At 62.9% G+C, this 26,726-nt stretch carries 25 protein-coding genes; 21 read left to right on the top strand and 4 right to left on the bottom strand.

Annotated features, from left to right (window positions below; all coding sequences use genetic code 11):
* Nucleotides 1-12: 12 nt before the first annotated feature.
* From dnaE to MU846_RS07905, 14 genes are all read left to right on the top strand, one after another.
* A complete protein-coding gene (dnaE, locus tag MU846_RS07970) occupies nt 13-3,513 on the top strand; it encodes a DNA polymerase III subunit alpha (RefSeq protein WP_246951442.1) in 3,501 nt (1,166 codons plus the stop codon).
* A 157-nt stretch (nt 3,514-3,670) separates the two neighbouring features.
* A complete protein-coding gene (locus MU846_RS07965) occupies nt 3,671-4,642 on the top strand; it encodes an acetyl-CoA carboxylase carboxyltransferase subunit alpha (RefSeq protein WP_246951440.1) in 972 nt (323 codons plus the stop codon).
* 82 nt (nt 4,643-4,724) lie between these two features.
* The gene (gene tilS / locus MU846_RS07960; protein ID WP_246951438.1) at nt 4,725-6,074 is read left to right on the top strand and encodes a tRNA lysidine(34) synthetase TilS; all 1,350 of its coding nucleotides are present in this window, start codon (nt 4,725-4,727) and stop codon (nt 6,072-6,074) included.
* Between the two features lie 328 nt (nt 6,075-6,402).
* Nucleotides 6,403-8,037: a CTP synthase gene (gene pyrG, locus MU846_RS07955; protein WP_246951436.1), complete on the top strand. Its 1,635-nt coding sequence runs from the start codon at nt 6,403-6,405 to the stop codon at nt 8,035-8,037.
* A gap of 1 nt (nt 8,038) precedes the next feature.
* On the top strand, nt 8,039-8,887 hold the full coding sequence (gene kdsA / locus MU846_RS07950) for a 3-deoxy-8-phosphooctulonate synthase (RefSeq protein ID WP_246951433.1): 849 nt from the start codon (nt 8,039-8,041) through the stop codon (nt 8,885-8,887).
* A 17-nt stretch (nt 8,888-8,904) separates the two neighbouring features.
* Complete coding sequence (gene eno / locus MU846_RS07945) at nt 8,905-10,197, top strand: phosphopyruvate hydratase (RefSeq protein WP_246951431.1); 1,293 nt, start codon at nt 8,905-8,907, stop codon at nt 10,195-10,197.
* 93 nt (nt 10,198-10,290) lie between these two features.
* Nucleotides 10,291-10,593, top strand: a complete 303-nt coding sequence (locus MU846_RS07940) for an FtsB family cell division protein (protein ID WP_246951430.1) — start codon at nt 10,291-10,293, stop codon at nt 10,591-10,593.
* Nucleotides 10,580-11,314: a 2-C-methyl-D-erythritol 4-phosphate cytidylyltransferase gene (gene ispD / locus MU846_RS07935; protein ID WP_246951427.1), complete on the top strand. Its 735-nt coding sequence runs from the start codon at nt 10,580-10,582 to the stop codon at nt 11,312-11,314. The genes MU846_RS07940 and ispD overlap by 14 nt, the downstream gene beginning before the upstream one ends.
* Nucleotides 11,296-11,781, top strand: a complete 486-nt coding sequence (gene ispF, locus MU846_RS07930) for a 2-C-methyl-D-erythritol 2,4-cyclodiphosphate synthase (protein WP_306799318.1) — start codon at nt 11,296-11,298, stop codon at nt 11,779-11,781. Before ispD ends, ispF begins: the two co-directional genes overlap by 19 nt.
* Nucleotides 11,778-12,803: a tRNA pseudouridine(13) synthase TruD gene (gene truD / locus MU846_RS07925; RefSeq protein WP_246951425.1), complete on the top strand. Its 1,026-nt coding sequence runs from the start codon at nt 11,778-11,780 to the stop codon at nt 12,801-12,803. The genes ispF and truD overlap by 4 nt, the downstream gene beginning before the upstream one ends.
* Before the next feature lie 31 nt (nt 12,804-12,834).
* Nucleotides 12,835-13,497 carry a protein-L-isoaspartate(D-aspartate) O-methyltransferase gene (locus MU846_RS07920; RefSeq protein ID WP_246951423.1) on the top strand — a complete coding sequence of 221 codons (663 nt, stop codon included), beginning with the start codon at nt 12,835-12,837 and terminating at the stop codon, nt 13,495-13,497.
* Nucleotides 13,498-14,430 carry a DUF368 domain-containing protein gene (locus MU846_RS07915; RefSeq protein ID WP_246951420.1) on the top strand — a complete coding sequence of 311 codons (933 nt, stop codon included), beginning with the start codon at nt 13,498-13,500 and terminating at the stop codon, nt 14,428-14,430.
* A complete protein-coding gene (locus MU846_RS07910; protein WP_246951418.1) occupies nt 14,427-15,251 on the top strand; it encodes a peptidoglycan DD-metalloendopeptidase family protein in 825 nt (274 codons plus the stop codon). Before MU846_RS07915 ends, MU846_RS07910 begins: the two co-directional genes overlap by 4 nt.
* A gap of 3 nt (nt 15,252-15,254) precedes the next feature.
* Nucleotides 15,255-16,202 (top strand): cation diffusion facilitator family transporter, encoded by a 948-nt coding sequence (locus MU846_RS07905; protein WP_246951416.1) that lies wholly within the window; start codon nt 15,255-15,257, stop codon nt 16,200-16,202.
* A gap of 131 nt (nt 16,203-16,333) precedes the next feature.
* Here MU846_RS07905 and rnt read toward each other — a convergent pair whose 3' ends face one another.
* On the bottom strand, nt 16,334-17,008 hold the full coding sequence (gene rnt / locus MU846_RS07900) for a ribonuclease T (RefSeq protein WP_246951414.1): 675 nt from the start codon (nt 17,006-17,008) through the stop codon (nt 16,334-16,336).
* Between the two features lie 153 nt (nt 17,009-17,161).
* Here rnt and MU846_RS07895 point away from each other — a divergent pair, with 153 nt between their 5' ends.
* The 5 genes from MU846_RS07895 (at nt 17,162) to MU846_RS07875 (ending at nt 21,358) form a co-directional block, all read left to right on the top strand.
* Nucleotides 17,162-18,382, top strand: coding sequence for an argininosuccinate synthase (locus MU846_RS07895; RefSeq protein WP_246951412.1), 1,221 nt, complete (start codon nt 17,162-17,164; stop codon nt 18,380-18,382).
* Nucleotides 18,383-18,544: 162 nt separating this feature from the next.
* Nucleotides 18,545-18,934 (top strand): lactoylglutathione lyase, encoded by a 390-nt coding sequence (gene gloA / locus MU846_RS07890; RefSeq protein ID WP_246951409.1) that lies wholly within the window; start codon nt 18,545-18,547, stop codon nt 18,932-18,934.
* Nucleotides 18,931-19,407: an ATP-dependent zinc protease family protein gene (locus MU846_RS07885; RefSeq protein ID WP_246951407.1), complete on the top strand. Its 477-nt coding sequence runs from the start codon at nt 18,931-18,933 to the stop codon at nt 19,405-19,407. Before gloA ends, MU846_RS07885 begins: the two co-directional genes overlap by 4 nt.
* The gene (gene rimK, locus MU846_RS07880) at nt 19,404-20,312 is read left to right on the top strand and encodes a 30S ribosomal protein S6--L-glutamate ligase (RefSeq protein WP_246951405.1); all 909 of its coding nucleotides are present in this window, start codon (nt 19,404-19,406) and stop codon (nt 20,310-20,312) included. The genes MU846_RS07885 and rimK overlap by 4 nt, the downstream gene beginning before the upstream one ends.
* Nucleotides 20,309-21,358: a succinylglutamate desuccinylase/aspartoacylase family protein gene (locus MU846_RS07875; RefSeq protein ID WP_246951403.1), complete on the top strand. Its 1,050-nt coding sequence runs from the start codon at nt 20,309-20,311 to the stop codon at nt 21,356-21,358. The genes rimK and MU846_RS07875 overlap by 4 nt, the downstream gene beginning before the upstream one ends.
* Nucleotides 21,359-21,369: 11 nt before the next feature.
* Here the strand turns inward: MU846_RS07875 and MU846_RS07870 are convergent, their stop codons facing one another.
* On the bottom strand, nt 21,370-22,083 hold the full coding sequence (locus MU846_RS07870; protein ID WP_246951400.1) for a BUD32 family EKC/KEOPS complex subunit: 714 nt from the start codon (nt 22,081-22,083) through the stop codon (nt 21,370-21,372).
* Nucleotides 22,084-22,243: 160 nt separating this feature from the next.
* Nucleotides 22,244-22,885, bottom strand: a complete 642-nt coding sequence (gene nth / locus MU846_RS07865) for an endonuclease III (protein ID WP_246951398.1) — start codon at nt 22,883-22,885, stop codon at nt 22,244-22,246.
* Between the two features lie 263 nt (nt 22,886-23,148).
* Between nth and MU846_RS07860 the strand changes: the two genes are divergently transcribed.
* Nucleotides 23,149-23,973, top strand: coding sequence for an HAD family hydrolase (locus MU846_RS07860; protein ID WP_246951396.1), 825 nt, complete (start codon nt 23,149-23,151; stop codon nt 23,971-23,973).
* On the opposite strand, the gene MU846_RS07855 is transcribed toward MU846_RS07860, so the two are convergent.
* Entirely contained in the window at nt 23,970-24,986 is a 1,017-nt protein-coding gene (locus tag MU846_RS07855; RefSeq protein ID WP_246951394.1) for an RnfABCDGE type electron transport complex subunit B, read from the bottom strand. The two genes, MU846_RS07860 and MU846_RS07855, sit on opposite strands and share 4 nt — an antisense overlap.
* Nucleotides 24,987-25,141: 155 nt before the next feature.
* On the opposite strand from MU846_RS07855, the gene MU846_RS07850 reads away from it, so the two are divergent.
* Nucleotides 25,142-26,647: an amidase gene (locus MU846_RS07850; protein WP_246951392.1), complete on the top strand. Its 1,506-nt coding sequence runs from the start codon at nt 25,142-25,144 to the stop codon at nt 26,645-26,647.
* Nucleotides 26,648-26,726: the final 79 nt, after the last annotated feature.

Below are 26,726 nucleotides of genomic sequence, written 5' to 3'. Positions count from 1 at the left end.
AGGAACATGATCTTGAGCACCCCCACCTTCATCCATCTTCGTGTGCACACCGACTATTCACTGGTCGATGGCGTGGTGCGGGTGAAGCCTTTGATAAAACAGTGCGTCGATCAGGCAATGCCGGCAGTGGCGGTGACCGACGATTCCAACCTGTTCTGCCTCATCAAGTTTTACGAGGCGGCACAGCGAGCGGGCGTGAAGCCCATCGCCGGCGCAGACCTGTGGCTGGAAAGCGGTGTGCTGGACGAACCGGCGCGGCTGTGTGCACTGGTGCAGAACGATGTTGGTTACCAGAACCTGACGCTGCTGATTTCCCGCGCCTGGCAATATAACCAGTCGCGGGGCCGGGCGGTGGTGAAGCGCGAGTGGCTGGAAGAGCTGCACGCCGGGCTGATCTTCCTTTCCGCGGCACGCCAGGGTGAAATCGGCCAGTTGCTGCTGGCGGGCAAGCAGGAAGAAGCCACTCACCTGGCGATGTATTTTCGCGAGTTATGCGGTGACCGCTTTTATATCGAAGTGCAGCGCACCAGCCGCGCCGGAGATGAAAACTGTCTGCACGCCAGCGTGGCGCTGGCGGCGTCGCTGGGTATGCCGGTGGTGGCCACCAACGATGTCCGCTTTCTGGAAGAAGACGATTTCGACGCGCACGAGGCGCGCGTCTGTATCCATGATGGTGCCGCTATCGACGATCCGCGCCGGGCGCGTAAATACAGTAGCGAGCAATACCTCAAGAGCAGCGCCGAAATGGCCGAGCTGTTCAGTGATTTGCCGGAAGCGCTGGAGAATACGGTCGAAATTGCCCGTCGCTGTTCGCTGGACATCCGGCTGGGAAAAAACTTTCTGCCGGAATTTCCGATTCCCGACGGCAAGACCATTCAGGAATTTATTCAGGAAGAGTCGCGGCGCGGGCTGGATAAACGGCTGGCGCTGATTCTGGATACGGCCGCGCCGGATTATGCCGAGCGTCGCAAAGAGTACGATGACCGGCTCCAGTTCGAGCTCGATACCATCAACAACATGGGTTTTCCCGGCTACTTTCTCATCGTCTCGGATTTTATCCGCTGGGCGAAGGAAAACGGTGTGCCGGTCGGCCCGGGGCGGGGCTCCGGTGCCGGCTCGCTGGTGGCTTACGCGCTGGAAATCACCGATCTTGATCCGATCCAGTACGATCTGCTATTCGAGCGTTTCCTGAACCCCGAACGGATTTCCATGCCGGACTTCGATGTGGATTTCTGCATGGATGGCCGCGACCGCGTGATCGCCTATGTGGCGGAAAAATACGGGCGCGCAGCGGTGGGGCAGATCATCACCTTCGGTACCATGGCCGCCAAGGCGGTGGTGCGTGATGTGGCGCGCGTGCAGGGCAAGCCGTATGGTCTGGCTGATCGCCTCTCGAAGATGATCCCGCCGACGCCAGGCATGACGCTGGAAAAAGCGCTGGAGCAGGAAGAGTCGCTGCGTGATTTCCTGCAAAACGAGGAAAACAGCGATCATGAAGCGGCGGCGGAAATCTGGGAAATGGCACTCAGGCTTGAGGGCCTGACCCGTAACGTTGGCAAGCACGCGGGCGGTGTGGTTATTGCGCCGGGCCGGTTGACGGATTTTGCTGCGCTGCATTGTGACGAAGATGGCGAAAATCTTGTCACCCAGTTCGACAAGGACGATGTGGAAGCCGCCGGACTGGTGAAATTCGACTTTCTCGGCCTGAAAACGCTGACCATTATCGACTGGGCCGTGAAGGCTGTGAACGAGCGTCGCGCTCGCGAGGGCGAGGAGCCGCTGGATATCACGCAACTGCCGCTGGACGATGCACGCTCTTTCGAGCTGCTGAAAAAAGGCGAAACCACGGCGGTGTTCCAGCTTGAATCGCAGGGCATGAAGGAGTTGATCAAGAAACTCCGCCCGGACGTCTTCGAGGACATCATCGCACTGGTGGCGCTGTATCGACCGGGGCCGCTTGAATCCGGCATGGTCGACAACTTCATCAACCGCAAACACGGCCGCGAGCCGCTTGCCTACCCTGATCCACAATACCAGCACGAGTTGCTGAAACCGATTCTCGAGCCGACTTACGGGGTCATTCTGTATCAGGAACAGGTGATGCAGATCGCCCAGGTGCTGGCCGGTTATTCACTCGGTGAAGCCGATATGCTGCGCCGGGCAATGGGCAAGAAAAAGCCCGAGGAAATGGCCGAACAGCGCGCCATCTTCGAGGAAGGGGCGCGCAACAAGGGCATTGATGGCGAACTGGCGATCCGCATTTTTGACCTGGTGGAAAAGTTTGCAGGTTACGGTTTCAACAAGTCGCACTCGGCCGCCTATGCACTGGTTGCCTATCAGACCGCCTGGCTGAAAGCGCACTATCCGGCAGAATTCATGGCCGCGGTAATCTCTGCCGATATGCAGAATACCGACAAGGTCGTGACCTTCATTGATGAATGCAAAAGCATGCAGCTCAAAGTGCTGCCGCCGGATGTGAACAGCTGCGGTTTCCGCTTCACGGTGAATCAGGATGGCAACATCGTCTACGGGCTTGGTGCGATCAAGGGCCTGGGCGAAGGCCCGATCGATGCCATTGTTCAGGCGCGTGAGCAGGGGCTGGTGTTCGATGATCTGTTCGATTTCTGCCGCCGCGTCGACATGAAGCGGATGAATCGCCGCTCCATGGAGGCGCTGGTGCGAGCCGGTGCCCTGGATCAACTCGGGCCGACTCGGCATCACCAGGACAGGGCGGTGCTGATGGCCAGCCTGGCGGATGCCACCCAGGCGGCAGAGCAGGATGCCCGCAATGCCGAAGCGGGCATGGGTGATCTGTTCGGTGGCGGCCTTGAGGCCACTGCAACCCCGGTGGCCTGGCGGCCGGCGCGTGTCTGGAGTGATGATCTGCGCCTCAACGGCGAAAAAGACACCCTCGGGCTGTTTCTCACCGGGCATCCGATTGATCAGTTCGATCATGAGGTCAATCAGTTCGTCACAGCACGGCTGAATGCCCTGGCGCCTACCGGCAAAGGCGAGGCGGCGACGATTGCCGGGCTGGTGGTCGCGCTGCGCATCACGCGCAGCAAGCGTAGCGGCGAACGCATGGCTTTTCTGACGCTGGATGACAAGACCGGCCGAGTGGAAGTTTCGGTGTTCGGCCGCACCTTTGCGCAATACAGTGACATCGTGCAAAAAGATGTGCTGCTGGTGGTGCGCGGTGGCGTGCGCAACGATGATTATACGGGCGGTTTCAGCATGTCGGCCGATGAGATCATGGACATCGGCCGCGCCAGAGCAGTGTTTGCCCGCCGTCTCACGGTGCACGCGGAAGTGGTGCCGCAATTGCCGGAAACATTGCGTGGCGCCCTGCGGCCTTATTTGGGCGGTGGGTGCCCGGTGGCGTTGCGCCTGCGGCATCCCCGGGGGCGCGGCATGGTGTGGCTTGGTGACGAGTGGCGCGTCAGCCCTGATCAGGCACTGCTGGAAGATCTGCGCAATCGCTTCGGCGAGCAAGCAGTGGCGGTGGAATACTGACGCCTCGCCCGACTGATCACTGGTGCTGCAGGCCAGCGGCAGCGCGCGCGACTACAGGCCGCGTAACAAGTTGAAACCACAGAAAAAGGGGGCGGCGGTCGACCTTTTGGGCGGCTTGCCGCTAAACTGCCCCGCACAAGACAGAAGAGGTCCAGGAATGAATCCCAATTTCCTCGAATTTGAACAGCCCATTGCTGATCTGGAAGCCAAAATCGAGGACCTGCGACTGGTCGGCAGCGGCACTGAGGTGAATATCTCTGACGAGATCACCAAGTTGCAGGAAAAAAGCATTGCGCTGACGGAAAGTATTTTCCGCAACCTGACCCCTTGGCAGATCTCGCAGCTTTCTCGCCATCCGCTCCGGCCACACACGCGTGATTACATCAAACGCCTGTTTGATGAATTCGATGAGCTGCACGGCGATCGCACCTTTGCCGATGATCCCGCGATCATCGGTGGCGTGGCCCGTCTGGCCGGCAAGCCGATCATGGTCATCGGCCACCAGAAAGGCCGCGACGTGAAGGAAAAGGTGCGCCGCAACTTCGGTATGCCGAAGCCGGAAGGGTATCGCAAGGCGCTGCGCCTGATGGAAATGGCCGAGCGGTTCCGGTTGCCGATCCTGACATTCATCGACACGCCTGGCGCCTTCCCCGGTATTGATGCAGAAGAGCGGGGGCAGAGCGAGGCCATCGCACGGAACTTGCTGGTGATGTCGCGGCTACGGGTGCCGATTGTTGCCACCGTCATCGGTGAAGGCGGCTCCGGTGGCGCCTTGGCCATCGGGGTGTGCGACCACCTGCAAATGATGCAGTACAGTACCTACTCGGTGATCTCGCCCGAAGGTTGCGCCTCGATCCTGTGGCGCAGCGCCGAAAAGGCACCCGAAGCGGCCGAAGCCATGGGCCTGACCGCGCACCGGCTGCACGAGCTGGAGATCGTGGATGAGGTCATTCCCGAGCCGCTTGGCGGCGCCCACCGTGATTATGATCTGGCTGCGGGCCGGCTCAGGAAGAGCCTGCTGGCGGCGCTGGACGAATTGTCCGCGTACGACAGCGAAGCCCTGATCGAACGCCGCTATCAACGGTTGATGTCCTACGGCAATGTGGGCACCACGCCAGCCGACGAGTGATACCGGTTTGAGCAATCCCGGCTGACGCGGTTAAATGGCGTGGCCGCCTGCCGGCGGCGTATGCCTGATAACCAGCTGGCCGATGATCACTGACGAAGCAACCTCGCTGATTGAAAACCTGAAGGCACAGCTTGCTGCTGTGCCCGGCCCGCTGGTGCTCGGCTTCAGCGGCGGGCTGGATTCATCGGTGCTGTTTAGTGCCCTGGTGCGTGGCGGCTTTCGCCATCGGCTGACCGCCGTGCATGTGCAGCATGGGCTACAGGCGATGGCCGAATCCTGGGCCGAGCATTGCCGTGCGGTGGCAGCCGCGGCAGGGGTGCCCTTTGACGTGGTGCACCTTGAACTGGCGGCAGGGCCCGACCTGGAGCAGCGTGCGCGGCTGGCGCGTCGGGCCGCCTTGCTGGCGGCGGCCACGCCGGATGGCGCACTGCTGCTGGCGCAACATGCCGACGATCAGGCGGAAACACTGCTGCTGCGCCTGCTGCGTGGCGCCGGGCCGGCTGGCCTGGCAGCAATGCGCACCGCCTCCCGTTACCGTGAGCGGCTGGTGCTGCGGCCATTGCTGCCGTGGCGTCGGCCACAGTTGGCGGCGCTGGCGCAACACTGGGGCCTGACCTGGGTAGAAGATCCCACCAACGCGGAAATCGAAGCGGATCGTAATTATCTTCGTCATGAAATCCTGCCCCGGCTGGCGCAACGCTGGCCGGCAGTGGTGGAGGTGTTCGGGCGCAACACCGCCGTGCAACACGAAACCGCTCAGCTTTTGGCGGAGCTGGCCGCTGAAGATCGGGCGGCGCTGGGGCTGCCCGATGGCGCCATCAGCCTGAGCGGGTTGCAGCGCCTCGGGCCGGCCCGGCAGCGCAATCTGTTGTACGGCTGGGTGCGCGCACGGGGCTGGCAGGCGCCACCCAGGCAGGTGTTGCAGCGCGTGCTGGATGAGCTGATCTGTGCTGCGCCAGACCGGCAGCCCCGTGTGGAATGGCCAGAGGGCGTTTTTTGCCGGCACCGCGACGGGCTTTATCTGTTGCCACATGCTGAGCTACAGCCCCTGGCGGGTGCCGTGCCGCTACTGCTTGCCGACGGTGCGGTCACGGCGCTGGGGCCGTTGACCGTCACCGTGCGTCGGCTGGCGGCAGGCGAGCCAGCCGGTGCTGAGCAATGGGTGCTGCCAGCTGATGTTTCGGCAGTTACTGTTTCGGCGGCGCCTGCTGGTGCGCGTATACGCTCGGGTGGGTTGTCACGAGAAGTGCGCGAGAGCTGGCGAGCGGCGGGCGTGCCGCCCTGGCTGCGCGCCCGCTGGCCGGTATTGCTTGACGGCGATGAGCTGCTCGCAGCGGCACAGCTGGGCTGTGCGGATGGGTACCAGCGTGCGCCCGGGGCGCCCGGCTGGGCGGTCGCCTGGCATTTTCAGGGTGCGGATTCCGCATTGTGAGAATGGGGGCGTTCTGTTAGCATTTACTCCCGTCCAGTTGCAGCGCATTCCTTGAAGCAATCCATTGATCTGGCCCGCATTTTAGCGGTCTTTGCCATTGGTGAAGCCAGTTTCGAGCGGATTTCGAGGGCTGTGCCGCGTTTTCATTTCCAGCCCGGAGCGATCCGGCGCCGAGTGACCATGACGCCATAGTGCGGGCTGTCACAGAACCTGTTTTTCTGGTGGCTATCGAGTCTGGTGGCTAGCCGGAAAAGCGCCGGTTCCGTGCTGGCTCCGGCATGGCGGGTGACACGGCTCCAGTCTCCTGCGGGCCTGCTGCGGTGAGCGCATGACGCGATTTATTTTTGTCACAGGCGGGGTGGTGTCGTCGCTGGGCAAGGGGATTACCTCTTCGTCCCTGGCCTCCCTGCTTGAGGCGCGTGGTCTGAACGTGACCATGCTCAAGCTTGATCCCTACATCAACGTAGACCCCGGCACCATGAGCCCCTACCAGCACGGTGAGGTGTTCGTGACCGAGGACGGTGCCGAAACCGACCTTGATCTGGGGCACTACGAGCGCTTTATCCGCACCCGCCTGACCCGTCGCAACAGCTTCACCACGGGCCGTGTCTATCAGAACGTGATCGACAAGGAGCGCCGGGGCGAATACCTGGGCGCGACTGTGCAGGTGATCCCGCATATCACCGACCAGATCAAGCTGATGGTGCGCCAGGGCGCAGGTGATGCTGACGTGGCCATTGTCGAGATCGGCGGCACCGCCGGCGATATCGAGTCGCTGCCGTTTCTTGAAGCAGTGCGGCAAATGCGCCTCGCCATGGGCTCCAGCAAATCGCTGCTGGTGCACCTGACGCTGGTGCCATGGATCGCGTCCGCCGGCGAGATCAAGACCAAACCGACCCAGCATTCGGTGAAGGAGCTGCGCTCCATCGGCCTGCAACCGGATATTCTGGTGTGTCGCTCGGATCACGAGATTCCCGAGAGCGCCCGCGAGAAAATCGCGCTGTTCACCAACGTGGAAGAGCGGGCGGTGATTTCCTGTCCCGACAGCCGCACCATCTATCAGGTGCCGCGCGTGCTGCACGAGCAGGGCATGGATTCGATCGTCATCGAGCGGTTCGGGCTCGATTGTCCCGAGCCGGATCTGCGCGAGTGGGACCGCGTGGTCGATGCGCAGCTCAATCCCCAGCAGGATGTCACCATCGGCATGGTGGGCAAATATATCGAGCTGGCCGACGCCTACAAATCATTGAACGAAGCCCTGACCCACGCCGGTATTGCTACCCGCACCCGCGTGAATATCGAGTATTTTGATGCCGAGGACGTGGAGCGCGATGGCACCGCCATGCTGCGCAATCTGGATGCGATTCTGGTGCCGGGCGGCTTTGGCGATCGTGGTGCAGAAGGCAAGATTCTGGCGATCCGCTACGCCCGGGAAAACCGTATTCCGTATCTCGGCATCTGCCTGGGCATGCAACTGGCCGTGATCGAGTTTGCCCGCCATGTGGCCGGGCTGACGGAAGCTGATTCCACCGAGCTGAATCCTGGCACATCTGAGCCGGTGGTCGGTCTGATCACAGAATGGCAGACTGGTGACGGCCGTCGGGAGCAACGCGACGGTGCCTCCGACCTGGGCGGCACTATGCGTCTCGGCGGACAGGAATGCGTGCTGGAAGAGGACTCCATCACCGCTCGCTGCTACGGGCAGGCCCGCATCGTCGAGCGTCACCGGCACCGTTACGAAGTAAATAACCAATACGTGCCGCAACTGGCCGAAGCCGGGTTGCGCATCGTGGGCCGCTCGCTGGATGGCGAGCTGGTGGAAGTGGTGGAAGTGGCCGATCACCCGTGGTTCGTTGCCTGCCAGTTCCACCCGGAGTTCACCTCCACGCCCCGCGACGGCCACGGCCTGTTCCGCGGCTACGTGGAAGCGGCGTTGGCGCACCGCGCCCGACAGGGAGGCTGACGTGACAGCACAGAAGACATTGCACATCAATGATATCGCCGTCGCCAACGACAAGCCGTTCGTGCTGTTTGGCGGCATGAACGTGCTGGAATCCCGCGATCTGGCGATGCAGGTGGCCGAGCACTACGCCACCGTTACCCAGCGGCTGGGCATCCCCTGGGTGTTCAAAGCCTCCTTCGACAAGGCCAATCGTTCCTCGCTGAGTTCGTTTCGCGGGCCGGGGCTGGATGAAGGCTTGAAGATATTCGAAGAGATCAAGCAGACCTTCCGCTGCGCGCTGCTGACCGATGTGCACGAGCCCTATCAGGCTGCGCCTGCCGCCGAAGTGATTGATGTGCTGCAACTGCCGGCCTTTCTGGCGCGGCAGACCGATCTGGTAGTGGCCATGGCCAGGACCGGGCGCACGATCAATATCAAGAAGCCCCAGTTCCTGGCACCGCGTGAAATGGGCCATATCCTGCACAAGTGCGAAGAAGCTGGTAACGATCAGCTGATCCTGTGCGAACGGGGTAGCTCGTTTGGCTACAATAATCTGGTGGTCGATATGCTCGGCTTCGGCGTGATGAAGCAGTTCGGTTATCCGGTGCTGCTTGATGTGACGCACGCACTGCAAATGCCGGGCGGCCGGGCCGATTCCGCCGACGGGCGCCGCCAGCAAGTTGCCGAGCTGGGGCGCGCCGGCATGAGCCAGGGGCTGGCCGGCCTGTTTCTGGAGGCGCACCCGGACCCGGATAACGCCAAATGTGACGGCCCCTGTGCGCTGCGTCTGGATCGCCTGGAGCCGTTTCTGGCGCAGATGAAAGCCATTGATGAACTGGTCAAATCCTTTTCCCCATTTGATAACCGTTAAGCGTTTCGGAGACTTCCATGCCAAGGATCGTTGACATCAAAGCCCGCGAGATTCTGGATTCGCGTGGCAACCCGACCATTGAAGCGGATGTGTTGCTGGAATCCGGCGCGGTCGGCTCGGCATGTGCCCCCAGCGGCGCGTCCACCGGCTCTCGCGAGGCGCTTGAGCTGCGTGATGGTGACCAGCAGCGTTACCTCGGCAAAGGCGTGACGCAGGCTGTCGGCAACATCAACTCGGAAATTCGTGAGCTGCTGCTGGGCCGCGACGTCACCGAGCAGCGCGACATCGATCACGCCATGATCGAGCTGGATGGCACCGAGAACAAAGGCCGTCTGGGTGCAAATGCCATTCTGGCTGTGTCGCTTGCCGCCGCCAAAGCGGCTGCCGCACATCAGAAAAAGCCGCTGTACGAATACATTTCGGACCTGCAGGACGATGACAACGCCTACAGCCTGCCGGTGCCGATGATGAACATCATCAACGGCGGTGAGCACGCCGATAACAACATCGACATTCAGGAATTCATGATACAGCCGGTCGGCGCGCCGACCATTGCCGAGGCGGTACGTTGCGGCGCAGAAGTGTTTCACGCCCTCAAGAGCGTGCTGAAAAAGCGCGGCCTGAACACTGCTGTAGGCGACGAAGGCGGTTTTGCGCCGGATCTGCCATCCAACGAAGCCGCGCTGGAAGCCATCGTCGAGGCCATTGCCCTGACCGGGTACAAACTTGGTGACGACATCACCCTGGCGCTGGACTGCGCCGCCAGCGAGTTCTACAAGGATGGTAAATATGTGCTGGCCGGCGAGAACCGCAGCCTCAGCTCTGAGCAGTTTGTAGACTATCTGGCCGAGCTGTGCGACCGCTACCCGATCATTTCCATCGAAGATGGCCAGCACGAAGATGACTGGGCCGGCTGGAAGATTCTGACTGATCGCCTGGGAGAAAAGGTACAACTGGTCGGTGACGATCTGTTCGTCACCAATACCCGAATTCTCCAGCGAGGTATCGACGAGAAGATCGCCAACTCGATCCTGATCAAGTTCAACCAGATCGGCTCGCTGACGGAAACCCTGGAAGCGATCAACATGGCCAAGGATGCCGGCTACACCGCCGTCATTTCGCACCGCAGTGGTGAAACCGCCGATACCACCATCGCTGATCTGGCGGTGGCCACCGCGGCCGGGCAGATCAAGACCGGCTCGCTTTGCCGCAGTGATCGTGTTGCCAAATACAACCGCCTGATCCGTATCGAAGAAGAGCTGGGCCGGGCGGCGTATCATGGCCGCAAAGAGTTCCGTTTCCTGGGCTGATGATATGACGCCGCGTCGTCCGCAGCGCAGCGTGAACGCCGGTGCCGTACAGGCCCCGGCGTTCGCTGTTTGTAGCACTGGCGGAGCAGCCGCATGAAACGCCCCGCCACCGCGACACTGCTGCTGGCGGTGATGGTGCTCGCGCTGCTGATGCTCCAGGCACGATTGTGGTTTGGCGAGGGCAGCCTGCGCCATGTGGCCGGCCTGCGCCAGCAGCTGGCTGCGCTGGAGGCCGAAAACGCCCGCCTGGCGGAACGTAACCGCCTGATCGCTGCCGATGTTCAGGATCTCAAGGATGGGCTGGACAAGATCGAGGAAATCGCCCGCCGCGATCTTGGCCTGGTGCGCGAGGGCGAAACATTTTATCTGGTGCTGGATCGCGATGCTGCCCCCTGATGCCCGCCTGTTCGGTCTGATTCCCGCTGCCGGGCACGGCAGCCGCATGGGCGCTGCCTTGCCCAAGCAATACCTCGTGTTGCAGGGCCGCACGGTGGCCGAGCACACCGTCAGCCGCTTGCTCGCCTGTGAGCGGCTGGTGCGGCTGGTGGTCGTGGTGGCGCCGGATGATCGGAGATGGCCGGAATTGCCCGTGGCGACGGCGCCCCGTGTGAGCACCGTGCCCGGCGGCGCCACGAGGGCGGAATCGGTGCTGGCGGGGTTGCAGGCGCTTACCGACGCCGCAGACGACGACTGGGTGCTGGTGCATGATATGGCACGGCCCTGCCTGCGGCTGGCGGATATCGAAAAACTGTTGCAGGCGTGCGGCCCGCAGGGGGCTATTCTGGCGCTGCCGGTGGCCGATACCATCAAGCAGGCCGACGCCGCCGGGCAGATCAGCGCGACCTTGCCACGCAGCGAAATATGGCGCGCACTGACGCCGCAGCTGTTTCCCATCGGCGCGTTGCGACACGCGCTGGAGCAGGCGCTGTCGAAAAGCCAGGCGATCACCGACGAAGCCTCGGCGCTGGAGTTGATCGGCTGGCGGCCGACGCTGGTGGAAGGGCACGCAGACAACATCAAGGTAACCTGGCCGGCAGATTTACCGCTGGCCGGGTTTTTTCTGCAACAGCAGCACCAGCAACAACAGGAGTCCGAGTGTTGGCAGCCATCCGTATAGGCCAGGGCTTTGACGTGCACGCCTTCGCGCCGGGGGATCATGTGATGCTCGGCGGCGTGCGCATTGCACACACGCACGGGCTGAAAGCCCATTCTGACGGTGATGTGGTGCTGCACGCGCTGGCTGATGCACTGCTGGGAGCGCTGGCGCTCGGCGATATCGGGCACTTTTTTCCCGATACCGACGAGGCCTGGCGTGGCGCCGATTCCGCCGTGCTGTTGCAGAAGGTTTATCAGCGGATACAGGCCGAAGGTTATCGCCTCGGCAATGCCGATCTGACAATAATCGCCCAGCGGCCGAAAATGGCGCCGCATGTGGGCGCCATGCGGGCCCGCATGGCCGAGCTGCTGCAAGCGGATATTTCTCAAGTGTCGGTGAAAGCCTCGACCACCGAGCGGTTGGGTTTCACCGGCCGCGAAGAAGGCATCGCCGTGCTCGCCGTAGTGCTGTTGGAAGCCGCCGTATGACACTGCCTCGCGCCCACGGTGGGCCCGTGGCGCAGGGCATATTGCGGGCGTCACCGGAAGATTTTGTGGTTATCGAACAGCTCGGCTTCGAACCCGGTGGTGAAGGCGAGCATCTGTGGTTACTGCTGCGCAAGCGCGAGTGGAATACCACCGACCTGGCGCTGGCACTGGCACGCTGGGCCAGGCTGCCACTGCGAGCGGTGGGCTATAGCGGCCTGAAAGATCGCGTGGCGGTGGCCGATCAATGGTTCAGCCTGCATCTGCCCGGCAAGGCCGATCCCGATCTGGCCGGGCTGCCCGATGGCGTGGCCGTGCTCAGCGCCGTGCGCCACCGCCGCAAGCTCAACCGTGGCACCCACCGCGCCAATCACTTCAGACTGGTGATCCGTGAGCTTGAGGGCGATCTGCCCGCGCTTGAGCAGCGCCTTGCTGCAATAGCCGAGCAGGGCGTGCCCAATTATTTTGGCGAGCAACGCTTTGGCCGCGCCGGCGACAATTTCAGCCGCGCCAGCGCTTGGCTGCTGGGCCGGGGCGAGGCGCCACGCAAGCCGGCGTTGCGCAGTCTGTGGCTTTCTGCGGTGCGCAGCGAGCTGTTCAATCAGGTGCTGGCGCAGCGCGTACAACAACAGAGCTGGCACCGGGCGTTGCCGGGTGACATCTTGCAGCCGCAGGGCAGCCGGGGGCTGTTTTGTGCCGATGACGACGCGCAGGCAGCGGCTCGTGTTGTGCAGGGCGAGGCCCATCCTACCGCGCCTTTGCCGGGTGCCGGTGGCATGGCATCATCCGGGGCGGCTGCCGAGCTGGAGGCCGCCGTGCTGGAGCCGCACCAGCCGCTGATTCAGGCGTTGGGTGAGCAGGGCGTGGAGGCGGCACGGCGCGCCATGCGCTTGCCGGTGGGCGATCTGCAATGGTCGCTCACGGACACCACGCTGGTGCTGTCGATGACGCTGCCAGCCGGGGCTTTTGCCACAACGGTGCTGGCGGAACTGATCGAGACGATGCGGCCGCAGCGTACGGCTTGAACTGAAAGGGGAGAAAACATTGGGGGCTGACATGACAGGGCTGGATCGCGCAGGAATCGGCATGACATCCGCACGCACACGCGAGCGGCTGGTGGCACGGCTGCGCGACAAGGGCATCGCAGACCCCCGCGTGCTGGATGTGATTCGCAACACCCCGCGCCATCTGTTCATTGATGAAGCACTGGCACACCAGGCCTATGACGATACCGCCTTGCCGATCGGCCACGGGCAGACCATCTCGCAGCCATGGGTGGTGGCGCGCATGACCGAGCTGTTGATCGAAAAGGGCATTCCGCAAAAAGTGCTGGAAGTGGGTACCGGCTCCGGTTATCAGACCGCTGTGCTGGCGGTGCTATGCCCGCAGATATGGTCGGTGGAGCGCATTCGTCCGTTGCAGGATCTGGCACGCAAGCGCTTGCAGGCGCTGGGCATGGCGGCGGTGCAGTTGCGCCATGCCGATGGCGGCCTGGGCTGGGCATCCGAGGCGCCTTTCGACGGCATTCTGGCCGCCTGTGGCCGGCCCGATGTGCCGGCCGATCTGCTCGCGCAGCTGGCTGACGGCGGCAGGCTGGTGATGCCGGTAGGCGAGGCCGATAGCCAGTATCTCACCGTGATCGACCGCGAGGGGAACGATTATCGCCAGCGCAAGCTCGAACAGGTGCGTTTTGTTCCCTTCCAGAGAGGAATCCGGTAAATGAGCGGTCGCTGGCGAGGCGTTTATTTGCGCGGCATGGCCATGGGGGCGGTGGAAACCGTACCGGGCGTTTCCAGCGGCACACTGGCGCTGATCACCGGCATCTACGAAGAGCTGATTCTCACCTTGGGTGGCATTCGCCCGTCGCTGCTGCGCATCTGGCGCGAGCAGGGTTTCAAAGCGTTCTGGCGGGCCTCCAATTTCGGTTTTCTGCTGGTGCTGCTGGCGGGCATGGTGACCAGCATCGTGCCGGCGGCTCGTCTGATCATCTGGGTCATGGAGCGCTGGCCGGTGCCGCTGTGGGCGTTTTTTTGCGGCCTGATTCTGGTTGGCGTCGTGGTCGTGCTAAGGCCACTGGCGATGCGTCGCCTGCGCAACTGGTGCTGGGTGGCGGCGGGCCTGATGGCGGGCGTCTGGGTCAGCCTGCAGCCTGGCCTGGGCGCGCTGGGGCTGACACCGCTGGTGTTTTTCCTGTCCGGTGCGCTGGCCATCTGTGCCATGTTGCTGCCCGGTATTTCCGGCACTTTCGTGTTGCTGCTGCTGGGCATGTATGCGCCCGTGCTCCAGGCATTGAACGGCTTCGACTTGCCGTTGATCGCCGCGTTTGCCGCCGGTTGTGCCTGCGGCATGCTCGGCTTTGTGCACCTGCTGCGCTGGCTGCTGCTACATTACCACGATGTGGTGATGGCGCTGGCGGCGGGCTTCATGGCCGGCTCACTCGTCAAGCTCTGGCCCTGGCGCGTGGCGGTGCCCGGCGAAACAGCGGCCGAGCAGTGGCTGACGCCGGCCGGCTACAGTATGGCGACTGGCGAACCGGCCATGCTGCCGGCGGCAATCATCGCGGCGACAGCGGCTGCACTTCTGGTCTGGCTGTTTTCAGGCCGAGACAGGCATAATCAGGAGAACCCCGCGTCAGGGACGGTGAACTCTTGAGCTATCGCTGGCTCGCCGTGCTGGCCATGCTGACCGGCGGATGCGCCGCCAGCTACGCCCCGGTAGTCGAATACAATGCCAGTGGCCCACGTGGCGGCGGCCAGATGAGCAGCCGCCCGAGCCAGATTACCCAGGGCAGCCACGTTGTGGTGCGCGGCGATACGCTGTTTTCCATTGCCTGGCGGTATGGCTGGGATTATCGCCAGCTGGCGGCGGCCAATGGCATCCGCGCACCTTTCACCATTCACCCTGGCCAGCGCATTCACCTGGATCGCCAGCCGCAGCAGCAGGTGGCCACACCCACACCATCCACACGCCCGCCCGCATCGCAGACTCCCCCCCCGGCGACGCGGCCCTCGCAGCCGCCGCAGCCATCGCCGCCGGTAGCCAGCACCCCGGCGCCCTCGCAGGGCCCTTCGGCCGGCAGCAGTACACCTAGCGGCACTGGGCCTGTCACCTGGCGCTGGCCAGCCAACGGGCAGGTTATCAGCACGTTCAGCCAGCGCGCCGGGCAGCGCGGCATCAGCATTGCCGGCCGCGACGGCGATCCGGTGCTGGCCGCCAGTGACGGGGTGGTGGTGTATCGCGGCAATGGCCTGACGGGATATGGTAACCTGTTGATTATCAAGCATAACGACCGCTGGCTCAGCGCCTACGCCCATAACGATGAAATGCTGGTGCGCGAGGGCGAGCCGGTGCGCGCCGGGCAGCGGATCGCCACCATGGGCGCCACCGGTACTTTTCGTACTCAATTGCATTTCGAGGTGCGCCGGGACGGTCAGCCGGTCGATCCCGGCTCGGTTTTACCACGGAGATCCTGAACCATGCCTTCCGAGACTTCGCCGCAGCAGGCTGCCCGCCTGATGCGCCGGGCAACGCTGGCCTCCACCCTGGTGGCCGTGACCTTGATCGTCAGCAAGGCGCTGGTCTGGTGGCAAAGCGGGTCGGTGGCCTTGCTGGCGTCGCTGGTGGATTCGCTGATGGATGGCGGCGCCTCGCTGGTCACGCTGATCGCGGTGCGTTATTCCCTGCAACCGGCGGATGCCGAGCACCGCTTCGGGCACGGCAAGGCCGAGGCGCTGGCCGGGTTGGGCCAGTCGGCCTTCATTTCGGTGTCGTCCGTGCTGCTGATGATCGAAGGGGGCCGCAAGCTGATTCACCCGGAGCCGGTGGAGGCGACCGGGATGGCGATTGGCGTGATGGTGCTATCGATTGTGCTGACACTGGCGCTGGTGCTGTACCAGCGCCATGTGATACGCCGCACCGGCTCCACCGCCGTGGCCGGCGATGCACTGCATTATGTCAGCGATCTGCTGATGAACGTGGCCATTATCGGTGCCATCGTTGCAGCCGGTTTCGGCTTCCTGCGGGCGGATGCGCTGGTTGCCCTGGCGGTGGGCACTTTCATGCTGGTGGCCGCGTTGCAGATTGGCCATGCTGCGGTGCAGTTGTTGCTGGATCGCGAGCTGGACGACACCCAGCGCAACCGCATCGCAGCGGTTATTGGTGTGCAGCCCGGCGTGATGGGATTTCATGACCTGCGCACCCGGCTCTCCGGGCGGACGGTGTTCATTCAGGTGCATGTGGAGCTGGACAAGGAGCTGTCGCTGGAACAGGCGCACGACATTATCGTCAATGTCGCGCAGGCGCTGCGGCAGCGGATGCCGGGGGCGGAAATTATCATTCACCCCGATCCGGTAGCGCGGCCGGAGAAAATATTGCTGCCGGGACATGGCCCGGCGATGTTGCCTGACGGCGGCAGCGGGCGTTAAGCGCTACTGTTGCAAGCCCTGCATTCAGCGCGACGTTCCAGCTGCTGAGGCCGGGCGAGCTGCGCAGCTCGCAGCCGGCCTGTGCCGCATCTGCGCTATGCCTGGGCCATCCCTGCTTTATCCCTGCGCTATCAGAAATCGCTGTTCTTGCTAGCCAGCGTGGGCGGCAGCTCGGTGGGCGGGGGGGGCGGCCAGCCGCCAAGTTGGCGCCAGCGATTGACGATGGTGCAAAACAGCTCTGCGGTGCGGGTGGCATCGTAAAGCGCTGAGTGGGCCTGGCTCTGGTTGAACGGGATGCCCGCCATTTCACAGGCTTTCGCCAGCACCGTCTGGCCCAGCGCCAGGCCCGCCAGACTGGCGGTATCAAAACACGAAAACGGATGAAATGGATCGCGCTTGAGATCGTTGCGCACCACGGCGGCTTTCAGGAAATCGTGATCGAAAAAGGCATTGTGGCCGACCAGAATGGCGCGCTTGCAGTGCGCCGCCTTGACCGCCTTGCGCACCGCCTCGAACACGCCGCGCAGGGCCATGTCTTCCGGCACCGCGCCGCGCAGCGGGTTCCAGGGGTCGATGCCGGTGAAATCCAGCGCTGCCTGATCGATATTGGCGCCCTCGAACGGGTCCACATGATAGTGCACCCGTTGGGCCGGGCGCAGCAGGCCCTCGTGATCCATCTCCAGCGTTACCGCGGCGACTTCCAGCAGCGCGTCCGTGTGCGCGTTGAACCCCCCGGTTTCAACATCTACCACTACAGGCAAGTAGCCCCGGAAACGCAGGGCAAGGCTGGGACGATTGTCAGACATGACGGCTCCGTACAGATTGGAGGGCAATGCTACCGGAATCCGGGGATAGTTGGCAGTGCGAAGCGGGCCGGGGCTGTCGGGGCCGCGCCGGCAACGGTACAATGGCGCCCACTTTGACCCTCACTGAGTCTTTATTGTTAACGCGGAGTCTTCATGTCGGATATCAAGAAGGTGGTGCTGGCCTATTCAGGTGGCCTGGACACCTCGGTTATCGCCAAGTGGCTGCAACAGACCTATGGTTGTGAAGTCGTGACCTTTACCGCCGATATCGGCCAGGGTGAAGAGGTGGAGCCGGCACGTGCCAAAGCCGAGGCGATGGGCATCAAGGAAATCTACATCGAAGATCTGCGCGAGGAATTCGTGCGTGACTATGTTTTTCCGATGTTCCGCGCCAACACCATCTATGAAGGTGAATACCTGCTGGGCACCTCGATTGCCCGGCCGCTGATCGCCAAGCGTCTGGTGGAAATCGCCGAAGCAACAGGCGCCGATGCAGTGTCCCATGGTGCCACCGGCAAGGGTAACGACCAGGTGCGCTTCGAGCTGGGTGCCTATGCGCTGAAACCCGGTGTGAAGGTGATTGCGCCCTGGCGCGAATGGGATCTCAACAGCCGCGAGAAGCTGATGGCGTTCGCCGCAGAGCATGATATTCCCGTGGATTTCAAGAAAGCGGGCACCAAATCACCTTACTCGATGGATGCCAACCTGCTGCATATTTCTTATGAAGGCGGCATTCTGGAAGATCCCTGGGCCGAGGCCGAGGAGGAAATGTGGCGCTGGACAGTCAGCCCCGAAAAAGCACCGGACGAAGCCGAATATATCGATCTTGCCTTTGAGAAAGGCGATATCGTCGCCATCAACGGCGAGGCGATGAGCCCGGCGACAGTGCTGACCGAGCTGAACCGCCTGGGCGGCAAGCACGGGGTCGGCCGGCTGGATATCGTCGAGAACCGTTATGTGGGCATGAAATCACGAGGCTGCTACGAAACACCTGGCGGCACCATCATGCTGCGCGCCCACCGTGCGATTGAATCGATCACGCTGGATCGCGAGTCTGCGCACCTGAAAGACAGCCTGATGCCGAGGTATGCCGAGCTGATTTATAACGGCTATTGGTGGTCGCCGGAGCGCCTGGCGTTGCAAAAGCTGATCGACGAAACGCAGCAGAACGCCAATGGCGAAGTTCGTATCAAGCTTTACAAAGGCAACGTGATCGTGGTGGGGCGCCGTTCGGAAGACAGCTTGTTCGATGCCAGCATCGCGACCTTTGATGATGACGCCGGTGCCTACGATCAGAAAGACGCCGAAGGCTTCATCAAGCTGAACGCGCTGCGCCTGCGCATTGCCGCACGTGCGGGCCGCAAGATGAAGTAAATACCGGTATCCGCAACGGATACCTGCTGCAAGATGCTGAAATGCCCGGTATTTGCCGGGCATTTCAGTTTGCAAAATCTGTTCTGCTGGTAATGCAACTGCGATACACACCGCTGATACTGGTCATGGTGCCCTGAGCCAAAGGAAAACCAGAGGAATGACATGCGCATACTGCATACGATGATTCGAGTGGGCGATCTGGAACGTTCCGTCGCTTTTTATACCGATGTTCTGGGCATGCGTGAGCTGCGTCGTAAGGAGTACCCGGAAGGACGCTTTACCAATGTGTTTGTCGGCTACCAGGACGAGCAGGATGGCGCCGCACTGGAGCTGACCTGGAACTGGGACACCAGCGCCTACGAGCTGGGTAATGGTTACGGCCATATCGCGCTCGAGGTAGACGACGTTTATGCGGCCTGCGAGCGCATTCGCGAGCGTGGCGGGCGCATTGTGCGCGAGCCCGGCCCGATGAAGCATGGCAGTACCGTGCTCGCTTTTGTGGAAGACCCGGACGGTTACCGGATCGAATTGCTCGGCAGGCGCGACGCATGAAGTCGGCACCCTCGTCGACGCCACATCCGACGCGGTCGCCGACACATGTAGGCTGGCGTGAATGGGCCAGCCTGCCGGGGCTGGGTATTCGCGCTATCAAGGTAAAGGTGGATACCGGCGCGCGCACCTCGGCGCTGCACGCGTTCGAGGTGAACACTTTCGTCGAGGATGGCAGGGAGTGGGTGCGCTTTCGCATTCATCCGCTGCAAGACAATACAGAACTGGAGCAGGAGTGTGTCTGCCCGGTGCTGGATCGGCGTCAGGTGACCGATTCCGGTGGCCACCGCGAGGAGCGGATTGTCATTCAAGCTGATATCGCCATGGGCGGTCGGCACTGGCCGATCGAAATCACCCTGACCGATCGTGAAACGATGAAATTCCGGATGTTGCTGGGGCGCACCGCCATGCACGGGCTGTGTGTGAACCCGCAAGCATCCTTCCTGTTAGGCGGCAATCAACGTGAGCCCTTATGAAAATTGCAATTCTTTCCCGGAACCCGAGGCTCTACTCGACCCGGCGCCTGGTTGAGGCTGGCGAAGCGGCCGGCCACGAAATGCATGTCATTGATACCTTGCGTTGCTACATGAGCATGGTGTCGCACAAGCCTGAAATTCATTTCAAGGGCCGCACGCTGGAGGGCTTCGATGCGGTGATTCCGCGTATCGGTGCGTCGATCACCTTCTACGGCTGTGCCGTGCTGCGCCAGTTCGAAATGATGGGCGTGTTTCCGGTCAACGAATCGGTGGCGATTACCCGTTCGCGCGACAAATTGCGTTCGCTGCAATTGCTGGCGCGCAAAGGGGTGGGCCTGCCGGTGACCGGCTTTGCCAATGCACCGGATGATATTCCCGATCTGATCAATATGGTCGGCGGCGCGCCGCTGGTCATCAAGCTGCTGGAAGGCACGCAGGGCATCGGCGTGGTGCTGGCGGAAACCCGGCAGGCGGCTGAATCCGTTATCGAAGCCTTCATGGGCATGTCGGCGAACATCATGGTGCAGGAATACATCAAGGAAGCCGGTGGTGCAGATATCCGGTGTTTTGTCATCAACGGCAAAGTGGTTGCCGCGATGAAGCGTCAGGCGAAAGATGGCGAGTTCCGCTCCAATCTGCATCGCGGTGGCAGCGCTTCGCTGATCCGTATCACGCCCGAGGAGCGCGCCACGGCTGTGCGAGCTGCGCGCATCATGGGTTTGAACGTCGCTGGGGTGGATATTCTTCGTTCCAACCATGGCCCGCTGGTGATGGAAGTGAATTCTTCGCCGGGCCTCGAAGGCATCGAGTCGGCCACTGGCAAGGATGTGGCGGGCATGATTGTCAGCTTTCTGGAAAAAGCGGCGCGCCCGCACCGTACCGCTACCAAAGGCATCAAGGGATGACAGTGCAACCATTCGAGCTTGGCGACGTGGTGGCCGCGCCGGGGCAGAGTGCGGTGGTGGAAATGCCGGCCGCACAGCTTTATACGCAAACGCCGTTGAATATACCGGTGCACGTCGTGCATGGCCGCCAACCGGGGCCGACCTTGCTGGTGTGTGCGGCGATCCACGGTGACGAGCTCAACGGTGTGGAGATCATTCGCCGCCTGTTGCGTATGGCGGCATTGAAACGGCTGCGCGGCACCTTGATCGCCGTGCCGGTCGTCAACGTATTCGGGTTTATTCACAAATCACGCTACCTGCCGGATCGGCGCGATCTCAACCGCTGCTTCCCGGGCTCCGAAACCGGCAGCCTGGGTGCGCGCATGGCGTGGCTGTTCAAAACCCGGGTGCTGGATCGGGCCACTCATGCGATTGATCTGCACACCGGCGCTGTGTACCGCTCCAATTTGCCGCAGATACGCGCCAACCTGGCCAGTGCAGAAACCGCCGCCATGGCGGATGCGTTCGGCGTGCCAGTGGTGCTGAACTCGGTATTGCGGGATGGCACCTTGCGTGAAGTGGCCGAGGCGCAGGGTATTCCGGTGATTACCTACGAAGCCGGCGAAGCGTTGCGTTTCGAGGAGGCGTCGATTCGTGTGGGCGTGCGCGGGGTGATCAACGTGATGCGGCATCTGGGCATGCTTGCCGATCGCCGCACGACGCCGTCTACGGTAAAGCCGACCGTGGCGGGCAGCTCCACCTGGGTGCGTGCCGATTGTGATGGTGTGTTCCGTGCGCTGGTGGCGCTGGGTGCGCGCATCCGTGAAGGGCAGTTGCTCGGGCGCATCAGCAGCCCGTTTACCGACGAAGAAATCGAAGTGCGCTCCCCCTGCGCCGGCATCCTGATCGGGCGTGACAATTTGCCGCTGGTGAACGAGGGCGAAGCACTTTTTCATATCGCCCGTTTTGAGGAAGTGCGAGGTGTGGCGCAGCAGGTCGAGACGTTCACCAACGATATTCTTCAGGCAGAGCCGGCCATCGAGGGCGAGGTGCCCATCGCACCCTGATGGCCGGTGAATCAGGCGCCGGAGCCTGGGCGCCCGCTGTGCTGCGAGGCAGTTTGTCCGGCGGCCTGATAGCTGCCCCAGGCATGGCTGCCGACCGTTGCCAGCTCCCGTTGCGGTAGGTCGGCGTTATCCACATAACCGAGGATGACGGCATCCAGCAGCGCAGGCGAAAGGAACGGCCGGTCTTGCGGTGTGCGCAAGAAATGCAGCCAGTTGCGTCGGCGTGCCCAGCGAGACATCGACCACGGGCGCACTTTCATGTCGAGCAGATCGATCAGGCCGAAGTGCTGCTGCGGTGTGACGATGATATTGCCGGGATGAACCGAGCGGAAAAAAACACCCTTGCGATGCAGCAGCGCCAGGAAAGCGCCCACGCGATACATCAACTGCGGTGATGCATGGCCGTCACGCAGCAGCTCGCGCAAGGTGCTGCCAGCCAGCGGTTGATAGACCGCCACGCTATGAGGTTCGCCGGCTACCCGGTGCAGGCTGTCCACGCGCAGAGTGGGGATACCAAGGCGCTGCAAGCGCAGGGCGTGGCGTGCAAAGCGCAATGCCGCCGGCGCCAGCAGATCGCGATTGAAGCGGCGTTTGCGGCGAAAGAATTTCAGGATGCGGCCGTCCGGCAGCGCTACCACTTTCACGCCGTGGCCATCGGCCTCCAGCACTTTGCCGTCACGGGCGAGCGCGTCCAGCTCGGCCCGGCTCAGGGGGTGAATGTTCATGTGTCCTCCCAGAATGGCGCATAGCATAGCGCGCCAGTGCAAGGCATCGCAGGATGGGCGGGTAAAATCAGATCAAACCCGCCCGGCTGTCAATGATCGGGCCAGCAGTGCACCAGCGGCGGCGCTTGCATGAGCCATTGTTTGATCGGTGCTGGCGGCGTCAGTATTCGGGCCGCTGGCTCATCGGCAGCTCGCACAGATCTTCGATGATGCAGCTGCCGCATTTCGGTTTGCGCGCCACACAGGTGTAGCGGCCATGCAGGATCAGCCAGTGGTGTGCATCGAGCAGAAATTCGCTCGGGATCAGCCGCAGCAGGCGGCGTTCCACTTCCAGCACGTTCTTTCCCGGTGCAATGCGCGTGCGGTTGGCGACGCGGAAGATATGCGTATCCACGGCCATGGCCGGCTCGCCGAATGCAGTGTTGAGAATCACGTTGGCGGTTTTGCGGCCGACACCGGGTAATGCCTCAAGCGCGGCACGCTCGCGTGGCACTTCGCCGTCGTGTTGATCGAGCAGGATGCGGCAGGTCTTGATGATGTTCTCGGCCTTGCTGTTGAACAGGCCGATGGTCTTGATGTATTGCTTCAGGCCATCCACACCCAGAGCAAAGATTGCCTGCGGCGTATTCGCCACCGGAAACAGCTTCGCCGTGGCTTTGTTGACACCCGCATCGGTGGATTGCGCCGACAAGATGACCGCAATCAGCAACTCGAAAGTGGAATTGTATTCAAGTTCTGTCGTCGGGTTGGGGCGTTGCTCGCGCAGGCGCCGGAAAATTTCAGTACGTTTTTCCCGATTCATAGTCGTTTTGCTGGTTGTCGATGCGGATGCGGGCGGCGACGGCCGTTGCTGTGCCAGGCCGCGCTGACGAAGGCAGAGCCAACGGGCAAGTATAACATTCTCTATGACATTCTCACGCCGGTGTTGCGCGCCAGCGCGGCAATGCCCGTGCGTTGCGAGGCGAGACTGTAAAAAGACCAGCGGTGGCGGCGCGGAGTGCTTCTCAGGTGCCGGCCCCGGCGCGACACTGAGTGCGCCGGGGTAAAAAAAGGAGCAACGCTGCCATGGCAATCCTGCAACAGCCGCAGGCCGGGCCGACCGTGATCCTGATCGACTGGCACGCGACGCTGGTGGATACCCACGATGCGATGTATCACGCGGTCGATGACGTGCTGCCACGATTGGCAGAGTTGGGGCTGCTGACCGAGCTGCTGGGACCGGAACAAGCGAAAACCTTCGAAGATGCAAAACTGGTGCACTACGTGCGGGAGCACCGTCACCTTCACCCGAAAATTGTTGCCCAGCGCAAGATCTCCCGCACAGATATTTTCGAGGTGCTGTTTGGCGACAACGAACAGGCCAAGCGCCGTGCCCATGAGGCGTTTGATGCAGCCTATCACCGTTATGTGGGCATGGTGCATGCACTGGAGCCGGATGCGCGCACGCAATTACAGTGTCTGCGTGCGCTGGGGCTGCGGCTGGGACTGATCAGCAATCGCAGCCGTCGTTTCATGTTGCATGAGCTGCAACAGCTGGACGCTGGCAGCTGGCCGGCGCTGTTTGACGTGATGGTGTGTGGCGATGAGGTGGCGCGCCGCAAGCCGGCACCGGACATGCTCCTTGAAGCACTGCGGCAGCTGGATGCGCCGGCGCAGGGTTGCTGGTATCTGGGCGATTCCACCACCGACATTATCGCAGCGCACGAAGCGGGTGTGACGGCGCTGTTTTATAATGGAGCGGGCTGGGAGCAGAGTTGGCTGGACAAGATTTTCCCCGGCACGCTCAAGCACCCGTATCGGCCGCATGGTGTGGTGGCGAGCCTGGGCGAGCTGGTGGCGCTGGCACGGCGGATGCTGGCGCAGCAGCTGCGGGTGGAGCGGGCTCGTTAAGTGCTGTCACCCAGCCCGGCATTATCAAGTGCGCGGTTGAGCGTGCGTTCGGCTGCGGCCGCTTCGGTGGCCAGCCGCGTCAGCTGCTTTTGCAGGCGCCGTATCTCTGTCTCGTCGCCGCGCTCGCGAGCGGTGACGAGGGCACGCTGGCCAGCGCCGAGCGCCACGGCTGTTTCCGCCGCTCGCTGTTTCAGCGCAGCGAGGGTTAGGCCCGTGTCGGCAAGAATGCGCTGCCGGGCGTTGTCCATAAGCTGGCCGATCTGCTCCCGCAAGGCGTCCGCCTGTTCGCGCAGGTCGGCCACGCGGGCGGCCATAGCGGGGCTGGCCTGGCCCTGTCGCTCGGCGCGTTGCAGCGCAGCATGGGCCTCGCGCCACAAACGCTGGCTGGTCTTGTAGCGGGTTTGCAGCGCCTTGAGCTGATCCTGGCTGGCGCTGCCAGCAGAGGCCGGCGGCGGCACCATCGGGCGCGGGCGTTTGCTGCGTGCGGCTTGCCGGGCGTTCAGGCGTGCCAGCCGCGCCTGGTAACGCCGCCGAAAATGATCGGCGCGGGCGCGGCCGCGCGGGGTCTGCACCGCTGCATCACTATCCGGCACTGATACCATATCGATGCAGTCTACCGGGCAGGGCGGCAGGCACAGTTCACAGCCGGTGCATTCGTCGGCAATCACGGTATGCATGAGCCGGGCGGCGCCGACGATGGCATCCACGGGGCAGGCCTGAATGCATTTGGTGCAGCCGATGCACTCGTCTTCGCGGATCACTGCCAAGCGCTGCATCGGATAATGCGGCCCGGCGCTGGTATCCAGCGCCAGCACAGGGCGCTGCAACAGCGTCGCCAGTGCGTCTGCGGTGGCCTGGCCGCCGGGCGGGCAAAGATTGTGCTCGGCCCCCGCCGCTATTGCCTTGGCATAGGGCAGGCAGCCGGGATGCCCGCACTGGCCGCACTGGGTTTGCGGCAACAGGGCGTCAATGCGCTGTGCAAGAGGAATCAGATCAGCCTGCGGGTCGTTCATGGTCAAGGGCGTCGGCCAGCGTCGGCAAGGGGCGCCAGTATGCGGCAGGGGAGCGCTCGCTCTCAAGCCGGGCCGGGTGCCGCAGGCCGGGGGCTGGTACGGCGGTGGGTGTTGGGTATGATCACAAGAGCCGGCCCGGGGGGAGCCGGCGCCACATGACAACCAGGGATATGCGCATGAATTTCGAGGAATATCGCAAGCTGGACGGGCTGGCGCTGGCGGCGCTGGTGGAGCGGGGCGAGGTGACACCAGGCGAATTGCTGGAGCTGGCAATTGCCCGCGCCGAACAGGTCAATCCGGCGCTTAACGGCCTGATTCTGCCGTTGTACGAGCAGGCACGCCGCCGTGCGGCCGGGCGCTTGTCTGGCCCCTTTGCCGGTGTGCCCATGCTGGTCAAGGATCTGTTTCAGGAGATGGACGGCGTGCCACATGCCATGGGCAACCGGGCGCTCAAGCAGCTCGGCTATCGCGCTACGGCAGACAGTGAGCTGGTGCGGCGCTGGCAGGCGGCTGGTGTGGTCATCATGGGGCGCACGAACACGCCGGAGTTCGGCGCCAAGGGCATCACCGAGCCGCTTGCCTGGGGTGCAACGCGCAACCCCTGGGACACCGAGCGCACTCCCGGTGGCTCCTCCGGTGGCTCTGCCGCGTTGGTGGCCGCCGGGGTGGTGCCGTTTGCAGGAGCCAACGATGGCGGCGGCTCGATCCGCATTCCGGCGGCCTGTTGCGGCCTGTTCGGGCTCAAGCCCGGCCGCGGGCGCACGCCCTGGGGGCCGCAGTTCACCGAAGCCATGCACGGCATGTCGATCAACCATGTGGTCACGCGCTCGGTGCGTGACAGTGCGGCACTGCTGGATGCCACCCACGGTGACGAGCCGGGGGCGATGTTCCGCCTGGCACCGCCGGAGCGCCCCTATCTTGAAGAGGTGCAGCGCGAGCCCGGGAAACTGCGTATCGGCTACAGCGTCCGTTCGCCGATCGGCACGCCGGTGCATGAGGAGGCGGAGCGGGCGGTGCAAAATGCGGTGCGCCTGCTGGTGTCGCTGGGGCACGAGGTGGAAGAGGCCGAGCCGGAGATTGATGGCGAGCAAATGACCGCCGACTGGTTGCAGATGTGGTTCTCCCATTGCGCCGCCACCGTCGATCTGGTGCGCCAGCAGACCGGCTGCGATGATGATGGCTTCGAGCCGGATACGCTGGTAATGGCTGCGTTCGGGCGCAGCATTCGTGCCAACGAATACGTGGAAAACTATCAGCGCTGGCAGCTTTATACGCAGCAACTGGCAGCATTCATGCAGCGCTACGATTTCTGGCTCACACCCACGCTGGCCATGCCGCCGGCGAAGATCGGCGAGCTGGCCACCCCTGCTTGGCAGCAAACCGCTGCCCGGCTGGTGATGAAAGTCGGCGCGTCGCGGCTGGTGCTGAAAAGCGGCATGCTGGAAAAGATGGCACGCGAAAATCTCCGCTATACACCCTTCACGCAAGTGGGCAATGTCACCGGCGTGCCAGCCATGTCGGTGCCGCTGCACTGGTGTGCCAACGGCCTGCCTATGGGCGTGCAGTTCATCGGCTATCACGGTGACGAGGGCAAGCTGCTGCGCCTTGCTGCGCAGCTGGAGCAGGCAAGCCCCTGGATGGCGCGCGTACCGGCCATATAAAAACCATTCAAAAAAACGGTGTGTCGGTGGCACATGCCGGCCAGGTTGGTTATGGTTTTCCTGATTTTGAAGCGGTGGC

The sequence above is a fragment of the Alcanivorax quisquiliarum genome (genome assembly GCF_023051175.1).
In the GTDB taxonomy this organism is placed as follows: domain Bacteria; phylum Pseudomonadota; class Gammaproteobacteria; order Pseudomonadales; family Alcanivoracaceae; genus Isoalcanivorax; species Isoalcanivorax quisquiliarum.
The sequence above is the reverse complement of the archived record's forward strand: the minus strand, read 5'-3'. Positions and strand labels throughout refer to the sequence as shown.

Bases quoted from the DNA above. Each gene is read 5' to 3' on its own strand.
- MU846_RS07965 (WP_246951440.1), top strand. From the start codon at position 3,671: ATGAATCCCAATTTCCTCGAATTTGAACAGCCCATTGCTGATCTGGAA.
- tilS (WP_246951438.1), top strand. From the start codon at position 4,725: ATGATCACTGACGAAGCAACCTCGCTGATTGAAAACCTGAAGGCACAG.
- pyrG (WP_246951436.1), top strand. From the start codon at position 6,403: ATGACGCGATTTATTTTTGTCACAGGCGGGGTGGTGTCGTCGCTGGGC.
- eno (WP_246951431.1), top strand. From the start codon at position 8,905: ATGCCAAGGATCGTTGACATCAAAGCCCGCGAGATTCTGGATTCGCGT.
- MU846_RS07940 (WP_246951430.1), top strand. From the start codon at position 10,291: ATGAAACGCCCCGCCACCGCGACACTGCTGCTGGCGGTGATGGTGCTC.
- ispD (WP_246951427.1), top strand. From the start codon at position 10,580: ATGCTGCCCCCTGATGCCCGCCTGTTCGGTCTGATTCCCGCTGCCGGG.
- truD (WP_246951425.1), top strand. From the start codon at position 11,778: ATGACACTGCCTCGCGCCCACGGTGGGCCCGTGGCGCAGGGCATATTG.
- MU846_RS07920 (WP_246951423.1), top strand. From the start codon at position 12,835: ATGACAGGGCTGGATCGCGCAGGAATCGGCATGACATCCGCACGCACA.
- MU846_RS07915 (WP_246951420.1), top strand. From the start codon at position 13,498: ATGAGCGGTCGCTGGCGAGGCGTTTATTTGCGCGGCATGGCCATGGGG.
- MU846_RS07905 (WP_246951416.1), top strand. From the start codon at position 15,255: ATGCCTTCCGAGACTTCGCCGCAGCAGGCTGCCCGCCTGATGCGCCGG.
- rnt (WP_246951414.1), bottom strand. From the start codon at position 17,008: ATGTCTGACAATCGTCCCAGCCTTGCCCTGCGTTTCCGGGGCTACTTG.
- MU846_RS07895 (WP_246951412.1), top strand. From the start codon at position 17,162: ATGTCGGATATCAAGAAGGTGGTGCTGGCCTATTCAGGTGGCCTGGAC.
- gloA (WP_246951409.1), top strand. From the start codon at position 18,545: ATGCGCATACTGCATACGATGATTCGAGTGGGCGATCTGGAACGTTCC.
- MU846_RS07885 (WP_246951407.1), top strand. From the start codon at position 18,931: ATGAAGTCGGCACCCTCGTCGACGCCACATCCGACGCGGTCGCCGACA.
- rimK (WP_246951405.1), top strand. From the start codon at position 19,404: ATGAAAATTGCAATTCTTTCCCGGAACCCGAGGCTCTACTCGACCCGG.
- MU846_RS07875 (WP_246951403.1), top strand. From the start codon at position 20,309: ATGACAGTGCAACCATTCGAGCTTGGCGACGTGGTGGCCGCGCCGGGG.
- MU846_RS07870 (WP_246951400.1), bottom strand. From the start codon at position 22,083: ATGAACATTCACCCCCTGAGCCGGGCCGAGCTGGACGCGCTCGCCCGT.
- nth (WP_246951398.1), bottom strand. From the start codon at position 22,885: ATGAATCGGGAAAAACGTACTGAAATTTTCCGGCGCCTGCGCGAGCAA.
- MU846_RS07860 (WP_246951396.1), top strand. From the start codon at position 23,149: ATGGCAATCCTGCAACAGCCGCAGGCCGGGCCGACCGTGATCCTGATC.
- MU846_RS07855 (WP_246951394.1), bottom strand. From the start codon at position 24,986: ATGAACGACCCGCAGGCTGATCTGATTCCTCTTGCACAGCGCATTGAC.
- MU846_RS07850 (WP_246951392.1), top strand. From the start codon at position 25,142: ATGACAACCAGGGATATGCGCATGAATTTCGAGGAATATCGCAAGCTG.